We start from the raw sequence: 21,156 nt of genomic DNA, 5'->3' as shown, positions 1-21,156 counted from the left end.
TAACAACCTTTATCACTGGATTTAGGTTGTTATTTTTTAAAATAATATCGAAAACTTTTCCAAAGTAAATAAGCACTCATAAGTATAATCAGAATAGCCCACATCCAATAAGTACCAAAAGTATTTTCTGCAATAGCTTGTGTATCCGATATCTGAATTGCTCCATCTCTTTCGAACTGTTTTGTAAATAAGTAATCCAGCTGAAGATATGTACTTAATACAGATTGTAAACCTAAAAACAAGATAACAACTACTTCGAGTTTTCTACTCTTAAATAAGGTAATAACAAATAAAAAGATTGCAAAACCACTCATTACAGATACTCCCCAAAAAGATCTAATCCATAACAACAACGAAAGTATCATAACTCCTATTAATACTCTAAGTGCTATCATAGAATTTCTGTGCGATTTTGCAGACATTATTAATAAAGCTCCAATCACAGCTGGTCCTAATAATCCTCCTGCCGCTACTAAGGCATTACCTATAAAAGGAGAGACATAGCTTCCTCCTAAATGGTAGTAAGCAACACCACCTCCATTCTCATAAATTTCTAAATGCTCAAAACTACCTCCTAGTAATACCGCCATAAGACCGTGACCCATTTCGTGGAACCAAGTCCCCAATAATCTAAATGGATATTGAAACCACCCAAAATATGGTAATTGCCATAATATTACTACAACAATAGCCACGATAATTATAGTATAATCGAAACGTTTAGAGATACTTGTAATTTTTAAATTATTTTACAGTTTATAGTATAAAGGCAAAATTTGTAACTTCAAATTCACAAAAATCATTCTTATGAACTCTCCAAAAAACAAATATCTACTTTCTATTCTAGTTTGCTTCCTAACTATTGGTATGTATGGTCAGGAAAAAGTTACAGAAGAAGCGTTTTTTTCAAACAAGAAATCTCCGTCAGAAAAATCCACTATGCCCGTATACAAACCAAATTACAAGTTAGATGAACAAATAAAAAACACGCTCATTAATGATACTGATCCTATAATGCCAATATATAAGCCTTATCTATCTTTAGAATTTAAATCTAAGAATTCCTTAGCGAAGGTTAATTTAAAAACCTTGGAAGACATCAAAGAAAATTTAAGAAACAATTAAATCAAATCACGCAAGTCTTTTAGTAAGCGCCTGATCTTTAAAAGAGATTCCACTCCATCCTGTTTTCATAAAATTACGAATATTTTGGTGATCAGTTCCATCTGGATATTGTACCACGTTTCTATAATACTCTCCAAAACACGTTAATGTATCTTCTTCTTCTAAGCCTTGAATTTTTGCAAAGGAGAACAACTTACAGGAACCTGAATTTTGCCCAACATCATTAGTTATACTTCCATTAACAAACGAAGCAGGTTTAAAATCGTAATGAGCTTCAATTACATCTAGTGTATTCTGAAATGTAATTCCTTCAGGATCTTTTCTAAGTCTCTTAATAAAATCAGATATATTCATATATTATTTTTTTCCTCCAACAACAATAACTATTTCGCCTTTAGGAGGTTTATTTTCAAAATGAGACAATACTTCTTGTGTAGTCCCACGAACCGTTTCTTCGTGTAGTTTACTTAACTCTCTGGATACAGAAACCATCCTATCAATTCCAAAATATTCTACAAAATTACCTAAAGTCTTAATGAGTTTATGAGGAGATTCATAAAATATCATGGTTCTTGTTTCTTCTGCTAATATTTTCAATCGAGTTTGTCTACCCTTTTTTACTGGAAGAAACCCTTCAAAAACAAATTTATCATTTGGCAAACCACTATTAACCAAAGCAGGAACAAATGCCGTAGCTCCAGGTAAACATTCTACATCAATACTATTTTCTACACATGCCCTCGTCAATAAAAATCCAGGATCGCTAATTGCAGGTGTTCCCGCATCACTTATTAGCGCTATATTTTCTCCACTTTGCAATTTTCTAATAATACTATCTGTAGTTTTATGTTCATTATGCATATGATGGCTTTGCATATGTGTGGTGATTTCAAAATGCTTTAACAATTTACCACTAGTACGAGTATCTTCGGCCAGAATTAAATCCACTTCTTTTAGCACTTTAATAGCCCTAAAAGTCATATCTTCTAAATTACCAATTGGGGTGGGAACGATAAATAATTTGGACATACGTTAAGGTCTTACTTTTTTTCCTATTGTATATGATATAATAAGGAATATTAATCCTAAAGTTGCGAATAATCCTTGCCCATCATCTTTCATATAATGTGCGGTAAAAGCAAGTACCATATCAAAAAAGAATCCAGCATACGCCCATTCCTTTAACCATTTTACTTTATTAGTAAGAATCACTATAATACCTACTATTTTTGCTATTGCTAGAGGAATAACTAAGTATGTTGGATAGTCTAGGCTTTCAAAAAAGCCTCTTACCATTTCTGTATTTCTAAAGTACATCTGCGCAGAAAACAACATAATTCCGCACATCGCTACCGTGGCAATCCAGTAGATAATTTTCATATAAATAGTTTTATTTTTATTAAGGTTATTAGTAACAAAAGAATGTGAATCCTTACCTAGAATTCATACTTATTTGTTACGATCTCCATAAAACGTTCTTCATACTCTTCTTTTCCTTGCCAATTGTTATAATCAGGCTTTACCATATTTATAATAAATTGTCTCGCTCCACTTTTACTATTAAGTGTATTTAATTGTGAAAGTACACGATTATAATCTGTAGAACTTCCATCAAACAAATGTTTTATAAAAGCCAATCTATCATTTAATCCAATATTGATTCCTCTTTTTAATTGATCATTTAGTGATTTTGGTTTTTCTTCTATATCATTCATCTTTTCTAAAATAGGCATACTTTGAGGTACTGATCCTATTTCTTCCATATCATTTTTTTCATAAACAGGTTCGGATAAAGAAACATTCTCTTCTGTAAACTTAGGAGCAGGGACAAAAAGATCTTCTGTAACTTTCTCATTAATCTTTTCGATTACGATTTCTGGCTTTTGTTCCTCAACTACTTCAGGTATTGGTTCAGTAACTTTATCTTCCAGACTAAACATAGTCTCCGCAACTTCCTTTGCTTCTATTTCTTGATCTAAACTAACAATTGGTTTAGGTTTAATCTCATCTGAAATATCTTCTGTATGAGTATCCGATGTATCTGTTACTTCTAAAGCCTCCTTAATAATCCCTATTGTAGGTTGAATATCTGCAAAATGAGATTCTGCAAAATTCAAAACACTTAATTTTTCATATAACAACCTTGCCTCTTCCTGCAATTGCGGTAAGGTAGATCTATCTTTAAGTTGCAGTATCCTGTGTGCAATACTTATCAATTCTGCTTCCAATTTCTTCTTCATAACTTTCTTATTCGTTTGGGCTATGCTTTTTGTTTTTTAATAAATTTACCTCATCTTTAAAGCAATACCAAAAAGTAAAAATGAAATGAAGGATTATTTCCATTATCATCTCAAAATTCAATTGGTATTATTAAAGAGTAGGGTTTCTTTTAATTGATGCTGAAAAATACAAAATGTTTCTCGAAAATACAGTAAATCATAAAGAGCAATTTGGCTGGATAGAAGTTATCTGTGGTTCGATGTTTTCGGGAAAGACCGAAGAATTGATCCGTAGATTAAAACGCGCACAATTTGCTAAACAAAAAGTTGAAATTTTTAAACCAGCTATCGACGTCAGATATGATGACGAGATGGTTGTTTCTCATGATGCCAATGAAATTCGTTCTACTCCTGTTCCTGCAGCAGCAAATATTAGAATCCTTGCGGATACTTGTGATGTCGTAGGTATTGATGAAGCACAATTTTTTGACGATGAAATAGTAAGTGTTTGTAATGACTTAGCGAATAAAGGTATTCGGGTTATCGTTGCAGGTTTGGATATGGATTTTAAAGGAAATCCTTTTGGACCTATGCCAGCACTTATGGCTACAGCAGAATACGTAACCAAAGTCCACGCAGTTTGTACAAGAACTGGTAATCTTGCTCAATTTAGTTATCGAAAATCTAAAAAAGATGATTTAGTACTACTTGGTGAAACGGATGAATACGAACCTTTAAGTCGTGCAGCTTACTATAAAGCTTCTTTAAAAGAAAAAGTAAAACAAATAGAAGTTACCGATCCCAAAGAATTATCTGAAAATTCTAAAAAATCTGATGAGTAAAGTAAAAGAAACAGTTCTTGAAATTAATCTGACTCATCTTACTCATAATTACACATACTTAAAAAGTAAGCTTGATTCAAAAGTTAAGTTATTAGCTGTAGTAAAAGCAGCCGGATATGGTAGTGATGCTATAACAATAGCAAAGCATTTAGAAAAAATAGGAGCTGATTATTTTGCTGTTGCTTATGTTTCAGAAGGAATTACTTTACGAAAAGCAGGAGTAAAAACACCCATATTAGTACTACACCCACAACCCGTAAATTTTTCGGCACTAATTGAATATAATTTAGAACCTAGTATATATAGTCCCAGAATTATACGAGAATTCATAAAGGTTGCTGAAGCGGAAAATCAAAAAGATTATCCTGTACATGTTAAGTTTAATACGGGTTTAAATCGATTGGGGTTTTGGGAGAACGATGTCGATTATATAATAAGCTGTCTACATCAAACCAATGCTATTAAAGTAAAATCTCTATTCTCTCACCTTGCAGCAAGTGAGGACCATAATGAAAAAAAGTTTACAATGAGTCAAGTCAACTCATTTAAGAAAATAACCTCAGATATTATTAATAAATTAGGTTATACACCTATACTTCATCAATGTAATACTTCGGGAATATTGAATTATCCCGAAGCGCATTTTGATATGGTTCGTGCCGGAATAGGATTATATGGTTATGGGAATGATGCAGATTACGATACTCATTTAAAACCTATAGCATCCCTTAAGTCGATTATCTCACAGATTCATACACTAGAGCCTGGTGAAACTTTAGGATACAACAGAGCTTTTGTTTCTAATGGTTATACCAAAACGGCAACCATACCAATCGGTCACGCGGATGGAATCGGAAGACAATATGGAAATAGGAAAGGGTTTTTTACAATAAATGGAAATAAGGCCTATATCATTGGTAATGTCTGCATGGACATGGTAATGGTGGATATCACGGACATTGATTGTAAAGAAGGAGATGAAGTAATTATATTCGACAACATTTCTTCTGCCTCTATAATTGCTGAAAGTGCAGGAACAATTTCCTATGAGCTCCTTACAGCTATTTCTCCGAGAGTAAAACGTGTTATTATCGACAATAATTGATTTTGATCGAATTTACAACCTATTTTTTTTAACACTTTTTTAAATATTGATTTATTTTTTACGTATTTTGTTATCAATAATACTAACTAAAATAAAATAATCATGCTTAAAGAATTTAAGGAATTTATAATGACAGGTAATGTCGTTGAATTTGCTGTCGCTGTTATTATGGCAACTGCAATTGGTGGCGTTGTCAAAGGTTTTGTATCCAATATTGTAATGCCTGTTGTAGGTTATTTCTCAGGAGGAATGGACTTTAACAGTAAAAAAATCATTCTTCAAGAAGCAGTTGTAGATGCTACAGGTGCCATAACCACCGCTGAAAATGCAATAACTTATGGAGCTTGGATTAATACCATTATTAATTTAATCATTGTTGGGTTCGTAATGTTTCTTATTGTTAAAGCATACAATAAAACTAAAAAGCCAGTTGAAGAAGCTCCTGCTGAGCCAGCTGGACCAACTCAAGAAGAGTTACTAGCAGAAATAAGAGATTTACTTAAAAAATAAAATCTAACTTAGTACGAAATGAATTATCTATAGCTACCGCTATACTACATATTCTAACTAAACCACTCAAGAAATTGGGTGGTTCTTTTTTACATTTTGTTTCATATATAACAAAATGTTTAAATTGATATTATTTTATTAAAAAATATAAAACTATTATAAATAATCAGCACATTTGCTGGAATCTAAAAAAAAGACCGATTTTTGTGTCTATAAAAGTCATTAATAAATTAAGCAGATGAAAGTAGCTGTTGTAGGTGCCACTGGATTAGTAGGTACAGTAATGTTAAAAGTATTAGAAGAACGTAATTTTCCAGTAACAGAATTAATTCCTGTTGCCTCACAAAGATCTATTGGAAAAAAAATATCATACAAAAATCAAGAATTTTCTGTAGTTGGTTTAGCTACTGCCATAGAAATGAAGCCTGACATAGCATTATTTTCTGCTGGTGGAAGCACTTCTCTAGAGTGGGCTCCTAAATTTGCAGATGCTGGAATTACCGTAATTGATAATTCCTCTGCCTGGAGAATGGATCCAACCAAGAAATTGGTAGTACCAGAAATCAATGCTAAAGAATTAACCAAAGAAGATAAGATCATAGCAAATCCTAATTGTTCAACCATACAATTAGTAATGGCACTAGGTCCATTACATTCATCTTACAAAATCAAACGTGCTGTTATTTCTACATACCAATCCATCACCGGAACTGGAGTAAAAGCAGTTCAGCAATTAGAAAATGAATACGCTGGAGACAAAGGTGAAATGGCTTATCCTTATCCAATCCATCGTAATGCTATTCCTCATTGTGATGTATTCCAAGAAAATGGATACACTAAAGAAGAAATGAAACTGGTCAACGAAACTCAAAAAATTCTCGATGATCGTACTATAGCCGTTACTGCTACTGCAATTCGTATTCCTGTTGTAGGAGGGCATAGTGAAAGTGTAAATCTAGAGTTTGAAAGTGAGTTTCAGGAAAATGAAATCCGACAGATTTTAAATAACACCTCTGGAGTTACTGTACAGGATAATCCAGATACTAATACCTATCCAATGCCTATATATGCTGAGGGAAAAAATGATGTTTTTGTAGGTAGAATTAGAAGAGATCATTCAAGAGAAAATGCATTAAACATGTGGATTGTAGCAGATAACTTAAGAAAAGGAGCCGCTACTAATGCTGTACAAATAGGGGAATACCTAGTAGAAAATAATTTAGTAGGATAGTCAACTACTATAGTAGTATAAAAGCCCTTGTTACATGAAAATAACAAGGGCTTTATCTTTTTTATAAGAAGGAATTATTCTCTTACTCTAGGAACATATACATGTTTCCCTAAAAATAAAGCATTCATAAATAAACGATTGGTACCATACCATGAACCCCTAAAATTAGGATTGTCGGCAAATAGAATAACACGACCACTTCCTATACTACTTACAACGAGTGAGGCTGATGGTTTTAGATAATGCTCATAATTATCAATAGATATATACCCATCAATATGCGCTTTATCGGTATACTTCGCCACAGTAGCATAAGGATTCTTACTTGGAGAAATAAACACTTCATTATTTTTATATACAGGAAGTGAACTATCCCTATATCCAAAACCTAAAGGATGAGTGATATCAAGATCTACTTCAAAAATAGCACCTCCCACTTGTTCTCTTCCAATATTTTCGCCGGCATCAACATATGGTAGTCGATTTACAATTTTAGTATTCGATGTATCTTTTTCTTTTTTGGTTAGTTGCTCTTTAACCACTTTTTTATCAATGGCCCATTTAGAAGCATTTGCAATAGTAACTAGCGTATTTCCGTGAGCAACCCATTCTTTTATTTTTTTTCGCTGAAGAGAATCTAATTGATAATATCTACCAGATACCATAACTAACGTGTTATAATCTTTTAACGGAACAGTATTAAATCTGCTCATTCTTAATTTAGTTATTGGCATATGGACTCTAGTATCCAATAAATGCCATACTTCTCCAGCTTCATAAGAATTTACTCCTTCTCCGATTAACAATAAAGCCTTAGGTGTTTCTAATTTTCTAAAATTACCACTTCCTAAATCAATTCCAGATGAACTAAACCCTGTATTGGTACTAAAAATAGGTACACTAAATTTTTCTTGCGCTTTTTTTATGATAGCAAATACTTCATCAATATTTTTTTTCTGTTTACTTACTGGAACTAAAACACTTCCATAATTAAAACTTTTATTTCCTATCGAAGTAGTAATACTAAATGGTTTAAATGCGGAGGCCACCAATAATCCTTTTGATTGCATATAATAAAGTGCAGCTGGTGCATTGTAATCATCCCAGTCCATGATATAGGCATACTCTGATTTTGAAACCTTTGAAATATTTACAATACGCTCTATAGAAGTAACCTCTTCTCCTAAGCTAATAGATTTTAACCCTTTATACTTCATGTTATAAAAATTGGCAACACTCCAGGCAGAAGCATCATAAAAAACGCTATCTCTATATTTATTGTATGTCTCAAAAACTGTTTGAACCATTCTTTTTTGAGCTTGTTTTACAGGAACTACATATCGATTTCCCTTTTTATAAACCTTTATTTTATGAAGTAATAGTTTGTCAATAAAAGCTTTATTTCTATTATTATCATAAGCATCTCCAAACTCATATCCAACAAAACTATTTTTAGAAACGTCAGCCTCAGCCGTTTTAAAGAAACCTTGCTGATACTTTCTCAATCTAGCTTTATTTTCTACTGCAGCTTTGATTGTAGCTATACTAGAAACATATTGATTGCGAATTGTAAATGGAAACGAGATTGTTCCATAATCAGTGTTTTGCAAATGTCCTCTGGAACTAGCTTGCTCGAACAATAGTGCCAATGCTCCTTGTAAATCTGGGTATGATGATCCATAACCAGGATATGTCCCATCAAAAGCTTCTTTAGTAAAATAAAAAGACCCTATATTATCTAATGCTTTTGAAAAATAAGGAGCAAATAAGTTATTTAAATCTTCATAATTTTCTTTAGGCATGATTGGATCAAAAGATCCAATAGGTTTCATAGGTTCAAAAAAGTATGTGCTATTGGTACCCATTTCGTGAAAATCGGTAACCACATTAGGATACCATTCATGATACCATTTTAATTTTCCACGACTCTCAGGGTTTATGGCTAATAACCAATCTCTATTAAGGTCAAACCAATAATGATTGGTTCTACCACGAGGCCATCCTTCATTATGTTCTGCATCATACTGATCACTAACCAATGGATTACCTTTAAACTGATTTGCCCATTGCGTATGTCTATCTCGACCATCTGGATTAATCGTAGGATCAATAAATACAACAGCATTTTCTAAATATGCTTTTACTTCAGAACTATTAGAAGCAACTAATGTATAAGCAGTTAACATAGCTGCTTCCGAACTAGAAGGTTCATTACCATGAACATTATAACCTAATTGAACAAAAATAGGTACATCATCATAATTTGTCGGATTAATTGAGGCTTTGGTAAACGCAAGATGTTGTTCTTTTAAGTTTGGTAGATTGTTTAAATTTTCAGGATTAGAAACTGTAAGTATTGTCAATTTTCTATTTTCATGACTTTTTCCATAACTATCTATAGAAGCTCTATCTGATATTTCGGCTAGCTTAGTTAAGTACGCTACAATTTGATCGTGTCTCGTGTGTTGCTCACCTATTGGATATCCAAGAAATTCTTCTGGTGTTGGGATTTCAGAAATAAAAGGAGCTTTATCCTTAAAAAAATAATCCTGTCCTAAGATAGATGATATCGAGAATAAAAAGAGTAAAAAAGAGAATGTGAGAAGTTGTGTGGTCTTCATTAGTTATAAGATTAAAAAATTAGGTCAATTAGTTCGTTTTCAGAAGACGTAAGGTATTTTTTTAGCTTCAGTTATTAGCAACTTTTGTAAGGTTTTTAACATTTAACCTTCTAATACATCACTTAATCATAAAAAAACAAACAATGAATACTAAAATAATTTTAGCCTTAAGAATCCTATTAGGAATCTTATTAATAGTTTTCGGAAGCAATAAATTCTTAGGTTTTTTACCTGATTTTGAATTTGCAAATCCAGATGCTGGAGTCCTTTTTGGAGCTCTTGCCAGTAGTTACATTCTTAAAACAGTTGGTCTTATAGAAATAATAGTTGGATTGTTATTAGTTAGCAACAAAGCTGTACCATTTGCTTTGGTATTAATGGCACCTATTTCTGTTAACATTATTCTATTTCACGCAACCCTTGATCCAGCAAATATAGGACCTGGAGCATTTGTTTTTCTTATAAACGCGTTCTTGATTTATACAAATTGGAACACTTTCAAAAGTTTATTTTAACAAGCTACTTCTATAATATTACTGGTATAAAAGTAAAATTTTTCGTTTCTTAGAGGACGGAAAATTCCGACTGCTCTACTAAAATGATCAACAGAGTTGCTAAACCCCAAAGCAACGCTTTAAATGTGTAATAACTATATGATCATTGCTAGAGCAGTCTTTTTTTATGCTTTATTTAGCACTTACAGTTATAAGTTTTGATAATTTTGTCAACTACCCTACTCAGCCTTATTAGCTATATCAAATAAAAACGAATAATTAATATTTAATTATTTATTATGTAAAATTTAATTCATCATGAAAAAAACACTTTTAACATTATTTTTGTTGGCTTCTATTATAGGATGCAAAAACGAAACTAAAATAGAAACTGCTAAAACTATCATTCCCTTGAATTATCCAGAAACTAAAAAAGTAGATACTGTTGACACTTATTTTGATACTAAGATTAAAGATCCTTACCGTTGGTTAGAAGATGACCGTAGTAAAGAAACTGAAAGCTGGGTTGCTGAACAGAACAAAGTAACTTTTGGGTATCTAGATAGTATCCCTTTTAGAGATCAGTTAAAAAAACGTTTATCAGGATTATGGAATTATGAAAAAGTTGGATCACCCTTTAAAGAAGGTGATTATACATATTTTTATAAAAATGATGGGCTACAGAATCAATATGTAATTTACAGATTTAAAAATGAAGGAGATGAGCCTGAGATATTTTTAGACCCTAATACTTTTAGTAAAGATGGTACAACTTCACTTGGAGGAGTTAGTTTTTCAAAAAATGGAAAACTATTAGCCTACTCTATTTCTGAAGGTGGTAGTGACTGGAGAAAAGTCATTGTTAAAAATGCAGAAACCAAAGAAATTATAGAAGATACCCTTGTAGATATTAAATTTTCCGGCATGTCTTGGCGAGGAAATGAAGGTTTCTATTATTCCAGCTACGACAAACCAAAAGGAAGTGAACTTTCTGCCAAAACAGATCAGCATAAAGTATATTATCATAAACTTGGTACTGCTCAAAAAGAAGATAAACTAATTTTTGGAGGTACTCCAGAAGAAAAACATAGATATGTAGGTGGTCGTGTAACCGAAGATGATAAATATTTAATTATCTCTGCTAGTACTTCTACTTCAGGGAATAAACTGTTCATTAAAAACTTAACTAGCAATAGTGATAAATTAATTACTATTTTAGATACTACAGAGAGTGACACTTATGTAATAGAAAATGTTGGCTCTAAATTATATCTGGTTACAAATCTAAATGCTCCAAACCAAAAAATTGTAACAGTAGATGCATCTAATCCAATACCAAAAAACTGGCAAGACTTTATTCCTGAAACAGAAAATGTATTAAGTCCGAATACAGGTGGAGGCTACTTTTTTGCAGAATATATGGTAGATGCAGTATCCAAGGTATTACAATACGATTATGAAGGAACATTAGTTCGTGATGTAGAACTACCAGGAGTTGGAAGTATCGGTGGTTTCGGAGCTAAAAAAGAAGATAAGGAATTATACTATTCATTTACTAATTATAAAACTCCAGGAAGTATTTACAAATACAATATTGCTGAAGGCACTTCTGAATTGTATCGTAAACCTAAAATTGATTTTAATCCAGAAGATTATGAAAGCAAGCAAGTTTTTTATAATTCTAAGGATGGTACTAAGGTTCCAATGATTATTACTCATAAAAAAGGAATTGAACTTACAGGTAAAAACCCAACAATATTATATGCTTATGGAGGGTTTAATATTAGTCTTACACCTTCTTTTAGTATAGCTAATGCAGTATGGATGGAACAAGGTGGAATTTATGCTGTTCCTAACCTAAGAGGTGGCGGAGAATATGGTAAAAAATGGCATGATGCAGGAACAAAAATGCAAAAGCAAAATGTATTTGATGATTTTATTGCTGCAGCTGAATATCTAATTGAAAACAAATATACTTCTAGTGAATATCTAGCCATTAGAGGTGGTTCTAACGGAGGATTGTTAGTAGGTGCAACAATGACACAACGTCCTGATTTGATGAAAGTAGCTCTACCTGCAGTTGGTGTATTGGATATGCTTCGATATCATACTTTTACTGCTGGTGCGGGATGGGCATATGATTATGGAACCGCTGAAGACGACAAACAAATGTTTGAATATCTAAAAGGATATTCTCCAGTGCACAATGTAAAGGAAGGAGTGTCATATCCAGCAACATTAGTAACTACGGGAGATCACGATGATCGAGTAGTACCCGCACACTCATTTAAATTTGCTGCAGAATTACAATCAAAACAGCAAGGCAGTAATCCCACTTTGATAAGAATTGAAACTAATGCTGGTCATGGAGCTGGTACACCGGTTGCTAAAACAATTGAGCAATATGCTGATATATTTGGTTTTACCCTATACAATATGGGATATGAAGTGTTACCAGAACAGGTAAGTGATAAAGTAAAAGGATAAATTTTTATATAATAAAAATAAAAGATCCGTTTTCTAAAAAGAAACGGATTTTTTTATTGAAGTTATTTATATTTGAAATATGCTTACACTTAAAAATGTTTCCTTTGCTTATAATACCGTCCCTGTTTTAAAAAACATCAATTTTACTATTGAAAAAGGGAAGCATATAGCTCTTATTGGAGCAAGTGGTTGTGGCAAAAGTACTTTGTTAAAAATTATTTACGGGCTTTTAGACACGAATCAAGGAACTCTATTTTGGGATAATCAAAAAATATTAGGTCCAGCTTACAATTTAGTTCCTGGTCAAGAGAATATGAAATATCTGTCTCAAGGATTTGAATTACAACCCTATAGAACAGTTGCTGAAAATATAGGCCAATATCTATCTAACTTTGAACCTGAACTAAAAATTGGTCGTGTAAACGAACTTTTGGAAATAGTAGAAATGCTACCATTTAAGGACATTAAAGTTGAAAATTTGAGTGGTGGTCAAAAACAACGAGTAGCACTAGCAAAAGTGCTTGCTAAAAGACCAGAACTATTGTTATTAGATGAACCTTTTGGCAATATTGATAACTTTAGAAGGAGTTCACTAAGAAGAAATCTTTTTGCCTACCTAAAAAGAAATAAAATTACTAGTATCACTGCGACTCATGACAAAACAGATATACTTTCTTTCGCAGAAGAAACTATTGTAATTCATAATGGTGAGATTATTGACAAAAATGATACGCATACAATCTATAACAATCCAGAAAATTACTATATCGCTTCTCTTTTTGGAGAAGTAAACCAATTACCAACCGCTGCCTTTTTATCAGGTTTTGAAAATGATCATACAATTCTATTATACCCTCATGAATTACAAATTGTCGAAAATTCTGATCTAAAAGCTAGCGTAAAAAAATCTTATTTTAACGGAAATCATTATCTGATCGAAGCCGTTTTTAACAATAAAGTTATTTTTATTGAACATCCATATAGAATAGAAAATTCTAAAGAAATAGGAATACAGGTTTCTCAAGAAATACTTACATCTAGAGCAAAAAAATGATTGTTTTGGATGACTCATTTTCTAAATGTGGAAACATCCTTAATTTTTTGGTTAACCAGATATGACGCAGACTAATTAGTCCTCTACGGATTCTATTTCTCCTTCTTCGAATTCACCTTATTACCTTACCTTTATAGTTGGTAGATACTATAAAACTGCCATAACCAAATTATTATCTTATTAAATATTTACTCTTAAAACCAACAAACCATGAAACGTAAATTATTAATCTTAAAAACCTTAGCATTCTTATGTTTTGCTAACATTGCAATTGCCCAACAACCAAGTCCAACGGATAATTCTAAAGTCAACGTCGCTGATACAGGTTGCACTGGTCAAGACACTTTTGACCAAGGTGTAAGAATTGTTCCTAATGCGAATTCATGGAAAGACAGCTATCAGGCAAATGGCTTTTGTTTTTGTAAATCTTCTTTTGATCATGGTGTTGGTAATTTTAAAATCGATATTAATGGACAAGGGAGAAATATCAAAGATATCTGTGATGAGCTTAAAAAACATCCTAGTTACAGGGATCTAGCAAACGGAGATCCCAGGTACAATACGATACAATGTGGTAACGAACCTGGACATGAAGATGCAATTAACATACAAGGTAAGCTAATTAAAGATGAAAAAGTATGTCCTGGTCGTGTAGATCAAGGTAGTAAAGGCTGTCAATGTAAAGGACCTAAATTCGATATGGACTGGTTAAGTTCCAGACCTAGATTTGGCGGCGATGGCGATGGAAACGGAGAAAATAATGGCCCTAACACTTCATTTACAACTCCATCAAACAATGCTACTTTTTCAGCCCCTGCAACTATAGAAGCAATAGTTACTGCTACAGATAATGATGGTGTAAGTAGTGTACGCTTATATCTTAATGACTCTTTTATTAGACAAGAAAACGTTAGTCCTTATACTTGGAATAATAATAATCAGGATAATGCGCTAAAAAATCTACCAGAGGGAAGTTACACCCTAAAAGCTGAAGCCACAGATAATAAAGGAGCTAAAACGACTAAAACTATTTCATTTACAGTTGGTAATGGCGATAATGGAACAGATGGTTTTGTTACAATACTAGGACAAAGCATTAACAAATATGTCAGTTCTGAAGGTGGTACAAGAACCATGCGAGCTGATCGAAATACCGCAGGCGCAGACGAAAAATTCATAGTTGAATCTGCGGGTAACGGAACTGTAAGTTTTAAAGGTAGTAATGGTAAATACGTAGCTTCTGAAAATGGAAGTAAACCCATGAACTGTAATAGAAATGCTGTTGGATCTTGGGAAAAGTTTACCTTAGAATCTCTTGGAGGTGACCTTTACGCAATTAAAGGGAATAATGGTAAATATGTAAGTCACGAAGATGGTAACAAAGCTATCAATTGTAATAGAGACGCGATTGGTGCTTGGGAAAAATTTATAATCAAAGGTTTAGATGCAAACAGGTTAAATGAAGTAATTAAAGGAGATACTGCGCCATACTCAGTTAGTATCTATCCAGTTCCTCTGACATTTGATAATATAAACATGACGATTTCATTACCTAAAAAAGTAACCTATTCTTCGGTAGAAATTATAGATCTAAAAGGAAATAGTATCGCTAGAAAGAATATGGGTCCAATGGAATCTGGTACAAAATCTATTTCATTAAATGAAATGAAACAAAATATGCGTTCTAGTGGACTTTATATTATAAAAATACGATTGGATGATACCGTGATTACTAAAAAAATAGCAAAGTAATAAATATCAGTCCTTAGATTTTTGAAAGCGGATGATCGTAATGATTGTTCGCTTTTTTATTTTTCTTCGGTATACCGCTTCATCTTCATTTCATTACCGTCAAAAACAGCGTACGTATAGTGAACAATCCAATCTCCAAGATTGGTATATTTAGAAGTATTGTTTAAATCAATTTCCATAGGAAGATGTCTATGACCAAAAACAAAATGATCTGTATACTTTATCTCTAACTTTCGTTTACAATATTGTACCAGCCATTCATTATCTTCTCCTAGAAAAGTAACATCTTCGTCACCAGAGATCAATTTATTTTTTACCGAAAGGTATTGAGCTAACTTCACCCCTAAGTCTGGATGTAACCATCTAAAAAACCATTTTGCAACAGGGTTAGTAAACACTTTTTTCATTCGTTTATATCCCTTATCACCAGGACCTAATCCATCTCCATGTCCTATAAGAAATGTAGTTTTATCATTAAATATAAACTCTTGCGGTTTGTGAAATACCGGAATATTTAATTCTTCTTCGAAATATCCATTCATCCATAGATCGTGGTTTCCTACGAAATAATATACAGGAATTCCCGAATCAGTAATTTCCGCCAATTTCCCTAAAGTTCTTGTAAAACCCTTTGGGATTACCGTTTTATATTCAAACCAAAAATCAAAAAGATCTCCCAATAAAAATATTGCGGCAGCATCTTTTTTAACTTCATCTAACCATCGTACAAATTTTTGTTCCCTAGGAAAACTCTTTTCTGATGTTGGAGCTCCTAAATGATTATCAGATGCAAAATATACTTTTTTACCTTCAGATAAATTTATACGTTTCATTTTCGGTTATTAAATACTAAAAAAGTGAAAAAACATTCATTATTAATCATTATCCGATGCATACCATTCTGCGTAAGAAGTTTCGGTTTCCTTAAGCCTTAGAGAATGGAGTAAAATATTCTCAGGAAGTCTAGCTTTAATTTTCTTTGCAAAATCAATTACCATATTTTCACTAGTAGGTTGATAATCTACTAAAATAACATTGTGACCTCTTTTTTGTAATTCTTCAGCTAGTTCAACATGCGGAGTATTTTTATTAAAAACGGTAGCGTGATCAAAGACATCCTCTATATCTTCTTTTACAATTTTCTTTAAATCTCCAAAATCAATCACCATTCCCAATTTTACGTGAGATGTATCTGTAATAGGACTTCCTATGACGGTGACGCTTAACTTATAACTATGGCCATGAACATTTTTACACTTACCATCATATCCATATAATGCGTGACCTGTTTCGAAAGAAAATTGTTTAGTAATTCTAATCTTACTCATCTGTTGCTTTATAACCTTTCTGCAAAGTTAATGAACATTATGCTCTCTTTTTCATTCAATTTTTTAAAATAAAGAAGATTAACTTTGAGTCGCTGCCATATGTTTAAATCCCCAATTAGCCATTTCATTAAGAAGGGGATACAAACTTTTCCCATAAGAAGATAGTCTATACTCTACTCGAGGTGGAACTTCTGGATAAACTTTTCTTATGATAATATTATCCGCTTCTAACTCACGTAATTGTTGAGTTAACATTTTTTGTGTAATCTTTTCTAATTTCTTTTTTAACTGACCAAAACGAAGTATTTCATTGTTCTGTAATTCCCATAATATTCCTGGTTTCCATTTACCTCCAATAACATTTAATGTAGTCATTACTGGGCACTCAGTTAGATAGTTACATTTGTCATTTCCTAAAGAATTCATAAATTTTTATTTTTAAATAACTGATTATCAACAATAGTATATTTTAAAATAGTATCTTACTTTTAGGTACCTACTTGCCAATAGATACTAAAGATAATAACTTGCTTCATAAAATAGAATAATTATGTCAACATATTTTATAACAGGTGCAGCAGGCACTATTGGTAGCGAAGTAATACATTCCTTAACAGCAAAAGGGGAGAAAATCATTGCGGCTTCACGTACTCCCGAAAAGACAAAGGATCTCTTTAATAATTCAGTAACCGCGGTTCATTTTGATTATGAAAATGAAAAAACGTATAATTCCGCCTTAAATTCTGATGGAATTTTTGTCCTTGGACCACCTTTAAATCTAGAGCTTTATGAATTATTAGAACCTTTTATAAATTATCTACAGGACAATAATTATGAAGGCAAAATAGTATATCTATCTGGAAATGGTATGGAAAATCTAGAATCATTACCATTCCATAAAAAAATGGAAGAAAAATTTAAAAACTCAACATTAAATTGGAATGTTGTTCGACCAAGTTTTTTCATGCAAAATTTTGCCAACTACGAACGTGAAAACATACTGGATAGAGCTATCCTTTTTTCTCCGGCTGGAGAAGGAAAATCTTCTTTTGTTTCTTCACGCGATATAGGAACTTCTATTAGTGCATTATTATTAGATAAGAATAAAAACAAAGAAACACATGTCTTAACTGGTTCAAAATCATATACTCATTATGATGTTGCGGCCATATTAAGCGATATTTTAGAGAAAAAAATAACTTATGCCAATCCAGATGAGGAAACTTACAAAAAAGTTCTAAAAGATTCTGGTGCTCCTGATTTTATAGCTGAATATATGATACCAGTATATGGTATGATTAAAAATGGTAGTGTTGAAAATATAACAACTAGCATAAAAGATCTTACTGGTTCAGATCCCGAATCTTTGGAAGATGTATTGATCAGAGATTTTAAATAAACCTTTGAAATGTCAGGGTATTGAATACCCTGACATTATTATCTCCTCTTTCTTTTATTATAAAAGTAAACCACCACTAATATAATTCCTAAGATTAGGAACAAACCATTACCTCCTAAAAAATTGAGTATGTCCATATTTTTTATTTTTTAAATTTTTTTAATGCTTCTTTTGTAAATTCTGAAAGCACTAATTCTCCGGAAACTGCAGCTCTTTCAATTAATAATTCATTCCAATGATCTGTTCCTTTCCAATTTACTTCTTTCATTTGTTGAATAGCTTTTGGATTATAACTAGCTAATTTTTCTGCAAACAATTGTATTTCTTTATCCAACTCTGTTATCGTTTCAAAAACCCTAGTAAATAATCCATTATCTTTTGCCCAATAAGCATTTTTCCATTGAGACGCATCCCACGCCAAGGCTTCAAAGGCTGCTAATCCTACTTTTCTTGATACGGCAGGCTCAATTACAAATGGTCCAATGCCAATTGTCAATTCGCTTAATTTAATAGAAGCTGCTTCTGTAGCCATACAATAATCACAAGCAGAAGCCAAACCAACACCTCCACCAACAGTTTTCCCTTGTATCCTTCCAATAATTGGTTGTTTGCATTTTCGCATTGCATTAATCACATTAGCAAATCCCGAAAAGAATTTTTTTCCTTCCTCAAGATTTGTAATCGAAACCAATTCATCAAAAGAAGCTCCAGCACAAAATGCTTTTTCTCCCTCTGATTTTAAGATAATAACATGAATTGAAGAATCTTCTGACAACCTATTGAAAGCCTCAGTTAACCTATCGAGTAATTCGGATGGAAAAGAATTACTTGACGGGTGCCCAAACTCGATAGTTGCAATATGATTATCCGAATGAGTATATAAACTTCCATTAGTTCTTGTAGTAGTCATTGTCCTAGATTTTTGATAAAAATAGCTAATATTTTAGATTCGTGTACTAAGTACTATACCATAAAATAAAACCCGTATTAACACGTATTTATATTTCCTATTCAATAAATTAAATTTAATTCATGGAAAAAAAATATTTGGAAAAATTTAGATTAGTAGCAATTCTAATCTGTTTATACGTAATTATAGTGATGGCAATTTTAAAATTTGCATTTTAAGTATTTGCTAATGGATAATACTTATTTCTAAACTTAACAACTAAGGCTAATCCTCTAATTAGCATCCAAACTGTAATTGCAATCCATACACCATAAAGTTTCCAATCAAAATATCTAGCGATTAGTAACATTGGGATAAATCCCAAAAAAGTAGATCCTACTAATACATTTCGCAAAAATCCAGTTTCTCCAAGCCCTTTGAATATCCCATCACCAACAAAAGCCAATGCATTGATAGGCAATGCAATCACTACTAAATAGAAAAAACCAGTAAATACAGTTAATACTTCTGGATCTTTTGTAAAAATCAAACCTAATCGCTCTGGTATTAATAAAGAAAGCCCTCCAAGAATACACCCTACTATAATCCCGTATATATTCACTTTTTTAGACATCGCAACGAGGTTTTTATAATCTTTTGCTCCTAGTAATCTTCCTCCTAAAATATTACCAGCTCCTCCATATCCATCAATAAAAAACGCAAAGAACAGCCATAACTGTATTGCAATACTATGCGCTGCAATGAAATTAGTTCCTAAACTAGTAGCTTCTCGAGCAGCAAGTACTATTGTCGTGTTCAATGCAATAGATCGAATGAATAAATTCATACTCATAATCAAAAAACGCTTCATTTCTGGATGAATTGGCATCACCAATTTAAGAGAAACATTTGTTTTTTTGATCAATAGAATAAAGGACAATATGGCCATTAAAAACTGAGAACATAAACTTGCCCAGGCTGCACCTTCTAAGTGCATGGGTTCTACTAATCCATCTATTCCATAGACCAAAACAAAATCTAAAATAATATTAGCCGCAACACCTATAAGTGCTATGATCATTGGCCAAAACGTATTTTGTAATCCTCTAAATATCCCAAAAATGGCAAATACAAAAAGTGATAATGGAAAGCCCCAAACTCTAATACGGTAATATGATATACAATAATCTAGTACCTGACCCTCTGCCTTTAACAAAACAAATATTTCTTTAATAAAAGGAACAGTAGCTATTAGAATCAGAATACTTAACCCAATATTAAAAAGAATAACTTGGGCAGGAAGTGTTTGTACTTCTTCAATCTTTCCAGCACCTAAATATTGAGATATGATAGCAGATATAACGGCTCGGGTTTGTGCTAATATCCAAATTAATGCAGATAAAAAAGTTCCCACAATCCCCACGGCTGCTAAAGATTCTGTCCCTGTTACAGGGATGTTCCCTACAATAGCAGTATCAGTAGCTGATAGCACTGGTTCTGCAATTCCAGCAATAATAGCAGGAATTGCCAGTCGGTTTATATTTTTAAAACTTATAACACTACTCACAATACTAATTCATAACAATGAAAAGGGTATTCACTTTGTTTAGGAAAGAAAATATCCCCTAACTTTTTATATCCTCTGGTTTCATAAAACTGTTGATTCCTTTTATTCTGGCTAAACGTATCCAGACGAATAGATATATATTCATTGCTTTTTGCATAAGTCTCTGCCCAATTCATTAATTGTCGAGCATATCCTTCGCCCCAATAATCTGGATGTACTGCCAATCTATGTATATAAAGATTGTTTTTATTTTCTGTAGTTATCCATTCAATTGGAATGTATTCGTCATCCATCAATTCGGTAATTACAATAATTCCTTTTATCAGGTCTTCTTCCTCTAGAACATATAACTCCTGTAATTCGACATCTTTCTCAAAACGAGATCGAGTAGGGTAGTGTTCATTCCACTGATAAATTTCTTTTACTATCATTGCCTTTGCACAAGATTGGGTTAACTTATGAATAGCGTTTAAATCGGAAGGTATAGCTTTACGGATCATACTTTTTTACAAATCCCAAAAATACAAACTATT

General features: G+C 32.4%; 22 protein-coding genes. 10 read left to right on the top strand and 12 right to left on the bottom strand.

Annotated features, from left to right (window positions below; all coding sequences use genetic code 11):
- Window positions 1-29: 29 nt before the first annotated feature.
- Window positions 30-695 carry a M50 family metallopeptidase gene (locus BMY33_RS06275; protein ID WP_244542988.1) on the bottom strand — a complete coding sequence of 222 codons (666 nt, stop codon included), beginning with the start codon at window positions 693-695 and terminating at the stop codon, window positions 30-32.
- Window positions 696-807: 112 nt separating this feature from the next.
- Between BMY33_RS06275 and BMY33_RS06270 the strand changes: the two genes are divergently transcribed.
- Window positions 808-1,125: a hypothetical protein gene (locus BMY33_RS06270; protein WP_091406752.1), complete on the top strand. Its 318-nt coding sequence runs from the start codon at window positions 808-810 to the stop codon at window positions 1,123-1,125.
- Window positions 1,126-1,131: 6 nt separating this feature from the next.
- Here BMY33_RS06270 and BMY33_RS06265 read toward each other — a convergent pair whose 3' ends face one another.
- Genes BMY33_RS06265 through BMY33_RS06250 form a run of 4 tightly spaced genes read right to left on the bottom strand, consistent with a single transcriptional unit; the run spans window position 1,132 to window position 3,365 of the window.
- Window positions 1,132-1,479, bottom strand: coding sequence for a HopJ type III effector protein (locus BMY33_RS06265; RefSeq protein WP_091406749.1), 348 nt, complete (start codon window positions 1,477-1,479; stop codon window positions 1,132-1,134).
- A gap of 3 nt (window positions 1,480-1,482) precedes the next feature.
- The gene (gene rsmI, locus BMY33_RS06260; protein WP_091406747.1) at window positions 1,483-2,154 is read right to left on the bottom strand and encodes a 16S rRNA (cytidine(1402)-2'-O)-methyltransferase; all 672 of its coding nucleotides are present in this window, start codon (window positions 2,152-2,154) and stop codon (window positions 1,483-1,485) included.
- A gap of 3 nt (window positions 2,155-2,157) precedes the next feature.
- The gene (locus BMY33_RS06255) at window positions 2,158-2,505 is read right to left on the bottom strand and encodes a DoxX family protein (protein WP_091406744.1); all 348 of its coding nucleotides are present in this window, start codon (window positions 2,503-2,505) and stop codon (window positions 2,158-2,160) included.
- A 56-nt stretch (window positions 2,506-2,561) separates the two neighbouring features.
- Window positions 2,562-3,365 carry a hypothetical protein gene (locus tag BMY33_RS06250; RefSeq protein WP_091406742.1) on the bottom strand — a complete coding sequence of 268 codons (804 nt, stop codon included), beginning with the start codon at window positions 3,363-3,365 and terminating at the stop codon, window positions 2,562-2,564.
- Between the two features lie 173 nt (window positions 3,366-3,538).
- On the opposite strand from BMY33_RS06250, the gene BMY33_RS06245 reads away from it, so the two are divergent.
- The 4 genes from BMY33_RS06245 to BMY33_RS06230 all read left to right on the top strand — a co-directional run bounded on the left by BMY33_RS06245 (window position 3,539) and on the right by BMY33_RS06230 (window position 7,032).
- Complete coding sequence (locus tag BMY33_RS06245) at window positions 3,539-4,186, top strand: thymidine kinase (RefSeq protein ID WP_027394669.1); 648 nt, start codon at window positions 3,539-3,541, stop codon at window positions 4,184-4,186.
- On the top strand, window positions 4,179-5,291 hold the full coding sequence (alr, locus tag BMY33_RS06240) for an alanine racemase (RefSeq protein WP_091406740.1): 1,113 nt from the start codon (window positions 4,179-4,181) through the stop codon (window positions 5,289-5,291). Before BMY33_RS06245 ends, alr begins: the two co-directional genes overlap by 8 nt.
- A 102-nt stretch (window positions 5,292-5,393) precedes the next feature.
- Window positions 5,394-5,801, top strand: coding sequence for a large conductance mechanosensitive channel protein MscL (gene mscL, locus BMY33_RS06235; RefSeq protein WP_091406738.1), 408 nt, complete (start codon window positions 5,394-5,396; stop codon window positions 5,799-5,801).
- Window positions 5,802-6,039: 238 nt separating this feature from the next.
- Complete coding sequence (locus BMY33_RS06230) at window positions 6,040-7,032, top strand: aspartate-semialdehyde dehydrogenase (RefSeq protein ID WP_091406736.1); 993 nt, start codon at window positions 6,040-6,042, stop codon at window positions 7,030-7,032.
- A 74-nt stretch (window positions 7,033-7,106) separates the two neighbouring features.
- On the opposite strand, the gene BMY33_RS06225 is transcribed toward BMY33_RS06230, so the two are convergent.
- Window positions 7,107-9,653 (bottom strand): M14 metallopeptidase family protein, encoded by a 2,547-nt coding sequence (locus tag BMY33_RS06225; RefSeq protein WP_091406734.1) that lies wholly within the window; start codon window positions 9,651-9,653, stop codon window positions 7,107-7,109.
- A gap of 143 nt (window positions 9,654-9,796) precedes the next feature.
- Here BMY33_RS06225 and BMY33_RS06220 point away from each other — a divergent pair, with 143 nt between their 5' ends.
- From BMY33_RS06220 to BMY33_RS06205, 4 genes are all read left to right on the top strand, one after another.
- Entirely contained in the window at window positions 9,797-10,168 is a 372-nt protein-coding gene (locus tag BMY33_RS06220; RefSeq protein WP_091406732.1) for a DoxX family membrane protein, read from the top strand.
- A 297-nt stretch (window positions 10,169-10,465) separates the two neighbouring features.
- Window positions 10,466-12,634 carry a prolyl oligopeptidase family serine peptidase gene (locus BMY33_RS06215; protein WP_091406730.1) on the top strand — a complete coding sequence of 723 codons (2,169 nt, stop codon included), beginning with the start codon at window positions 10,466-10,468 and terminating at the stop codon, window positions 12,632-12,634.
- Between the two features lie 79 nt (window positions 12,635-12,713).
- Window positions 12,714-13,688 carry an ABC transporter ATP-binding protein gene (locus BMY33_RS06210; RefSeq protein ID WP_091406728.1) on the top strand — a complete coding sequence of 325 codons (975 nt, stop codon included), beginning with the start codon at window positions 12,714-12,716 and terminating at the stop codon, window positions 13,686-13,688.
- 210 nt (window positions 13,689-13,898) lie between these two features.
- Window positions 13,899-15,440: an Ig-like domain-containing protein gene (locus BMY33_RS06205; protein WP_091406726.1), complete on the top strand. Its 1,542-nt coding sequence runs from the start codon at window positions 13,899-13,901 to the stop codon at window positions 15,438-15,440.
- Between the two features lie 56 nt (window positions 15,441-15,496).
- Here BMY33_RS06205 and BMY33_RS06200 read toward each other — a convergent pair whose 3' ends face one another.
- The 3 genes from BMY33_RS06200 to BMY33_RS06190 all read right to left on the bottom strand — a co-directional run bounded on the left by BMY33_RS06200 (window position 15,497) and on the right by BMY33_RS06190 (window position 17,194).
- Complete coding sequence (locus BMY33_RS06200; RefSeq protein WP_425284220.1) at window positions 15,497-16,273, bottom strand: UDP-2,3-diacylglucosamine diphosphatase; 777 nt, start codon at window positions 16,271-16,273, stop codon at window positions 15,497-15,499.
- A 42-nt stretch (window positions 16,274-16,315) separates the two neighbouring features.
- Complete coding sequence (locus BMY33_RS06195) at window positions 16,316-16,768, bottom strand: 6-pyruvoyl trahydropterin synthase family protein (RefSeq protein WP_091406724.1); 453 nt, start codon at window positions 16,766-16,768, stop codon at window positions 16,316-16,318.
- Between the two features lie 78 nt (window positions 16,769-16,846).
- Window positions 16,847-17,194: a winged helix-turn-helix transcriptional regulator gene (locus BMY33_RS06190; protein WP_091406721.1), complete on the bottom strand. Its 348-nt coding sequence runs from the start codon at window positions 17,192-17,194 to the stop codon at window positions 16,847-16,849.
- Between the two features lie 124 nt (window positions 17,195-17,318).
- Between BMY33_RS06190 and BMY33_RS06185 the strand changes: the two genes are divergently transcribed.
- Window positions 17,319-18,167, top strand: a complete 849-nt coding sequence (locus tag BMY33_RS06185) for an NmrA family NAD(P)-binding protein (protein WP_091406719.1) — start codon at window positions 17,319-17,321, stop codon at window positions 18,165-18,167.
- Window positions 18,168-18,309: 142 nt separating this feature from the next.
- Here the strand turns inward: BMY33_RS06185 and BMY33_RS06180 are convergent, their stop codons facing one another.
- From BMY33_RS06180 to BMY33_RS06170, 3 genes are all read right to left on the bottom strand, one after another.
- A complete protein-coding gene (locus BMY33_RS06180; protein WP_091406717.1) occupies window positions 18,310-19,077 on the bottom strand; it encodes an enoyl-CoA hydratase/isomerase family protein in 768 nt (255 codons plus the stop codon).
- Between the two features lie 214 nt (window positions 19,078-19,291).
- A complete protein-coding gene (locus tag BMY33_RS06175; RefSeq protein WP_091406716.1) occupies window positions 19,292-20,623 on the bottom strand; it encodes an MATE family efflux transporter in 1,332 nt (443 codons plus the stop codon).
- The gene (locus BMY33_RS06170; RefSeq protein ID WP_091406714.1) at window positions 20,620-21,123 is read right to left on the bottom strand and encodes a GNAT family N-acetyltransferase; all 504 of its coding nucleotides are present in this window, start codon (window positions 21,121-21,123) and stop codon (window positions 20,620-20,622) included. Before BMY33_RS06170 ends, BMY33_RS06175 begins: the two co-directional genes overlap by 4 nt.
- Window positions 21,124-21,156: the final 33 nt, after the last annotated feature.

Source organism: Aquimarina amphilecti (assembly GCF_900109375.1).
Classification (GTDB): Bacteria; Bacteroidota; Bacteroidia; order Flavobacteriales; family Flavobacteriaceae; genus Aquimarina; species Aquimarina amphilecti.
This window is presented reverse-complemented; position numbering and strand designations above follow the sequence as displayed.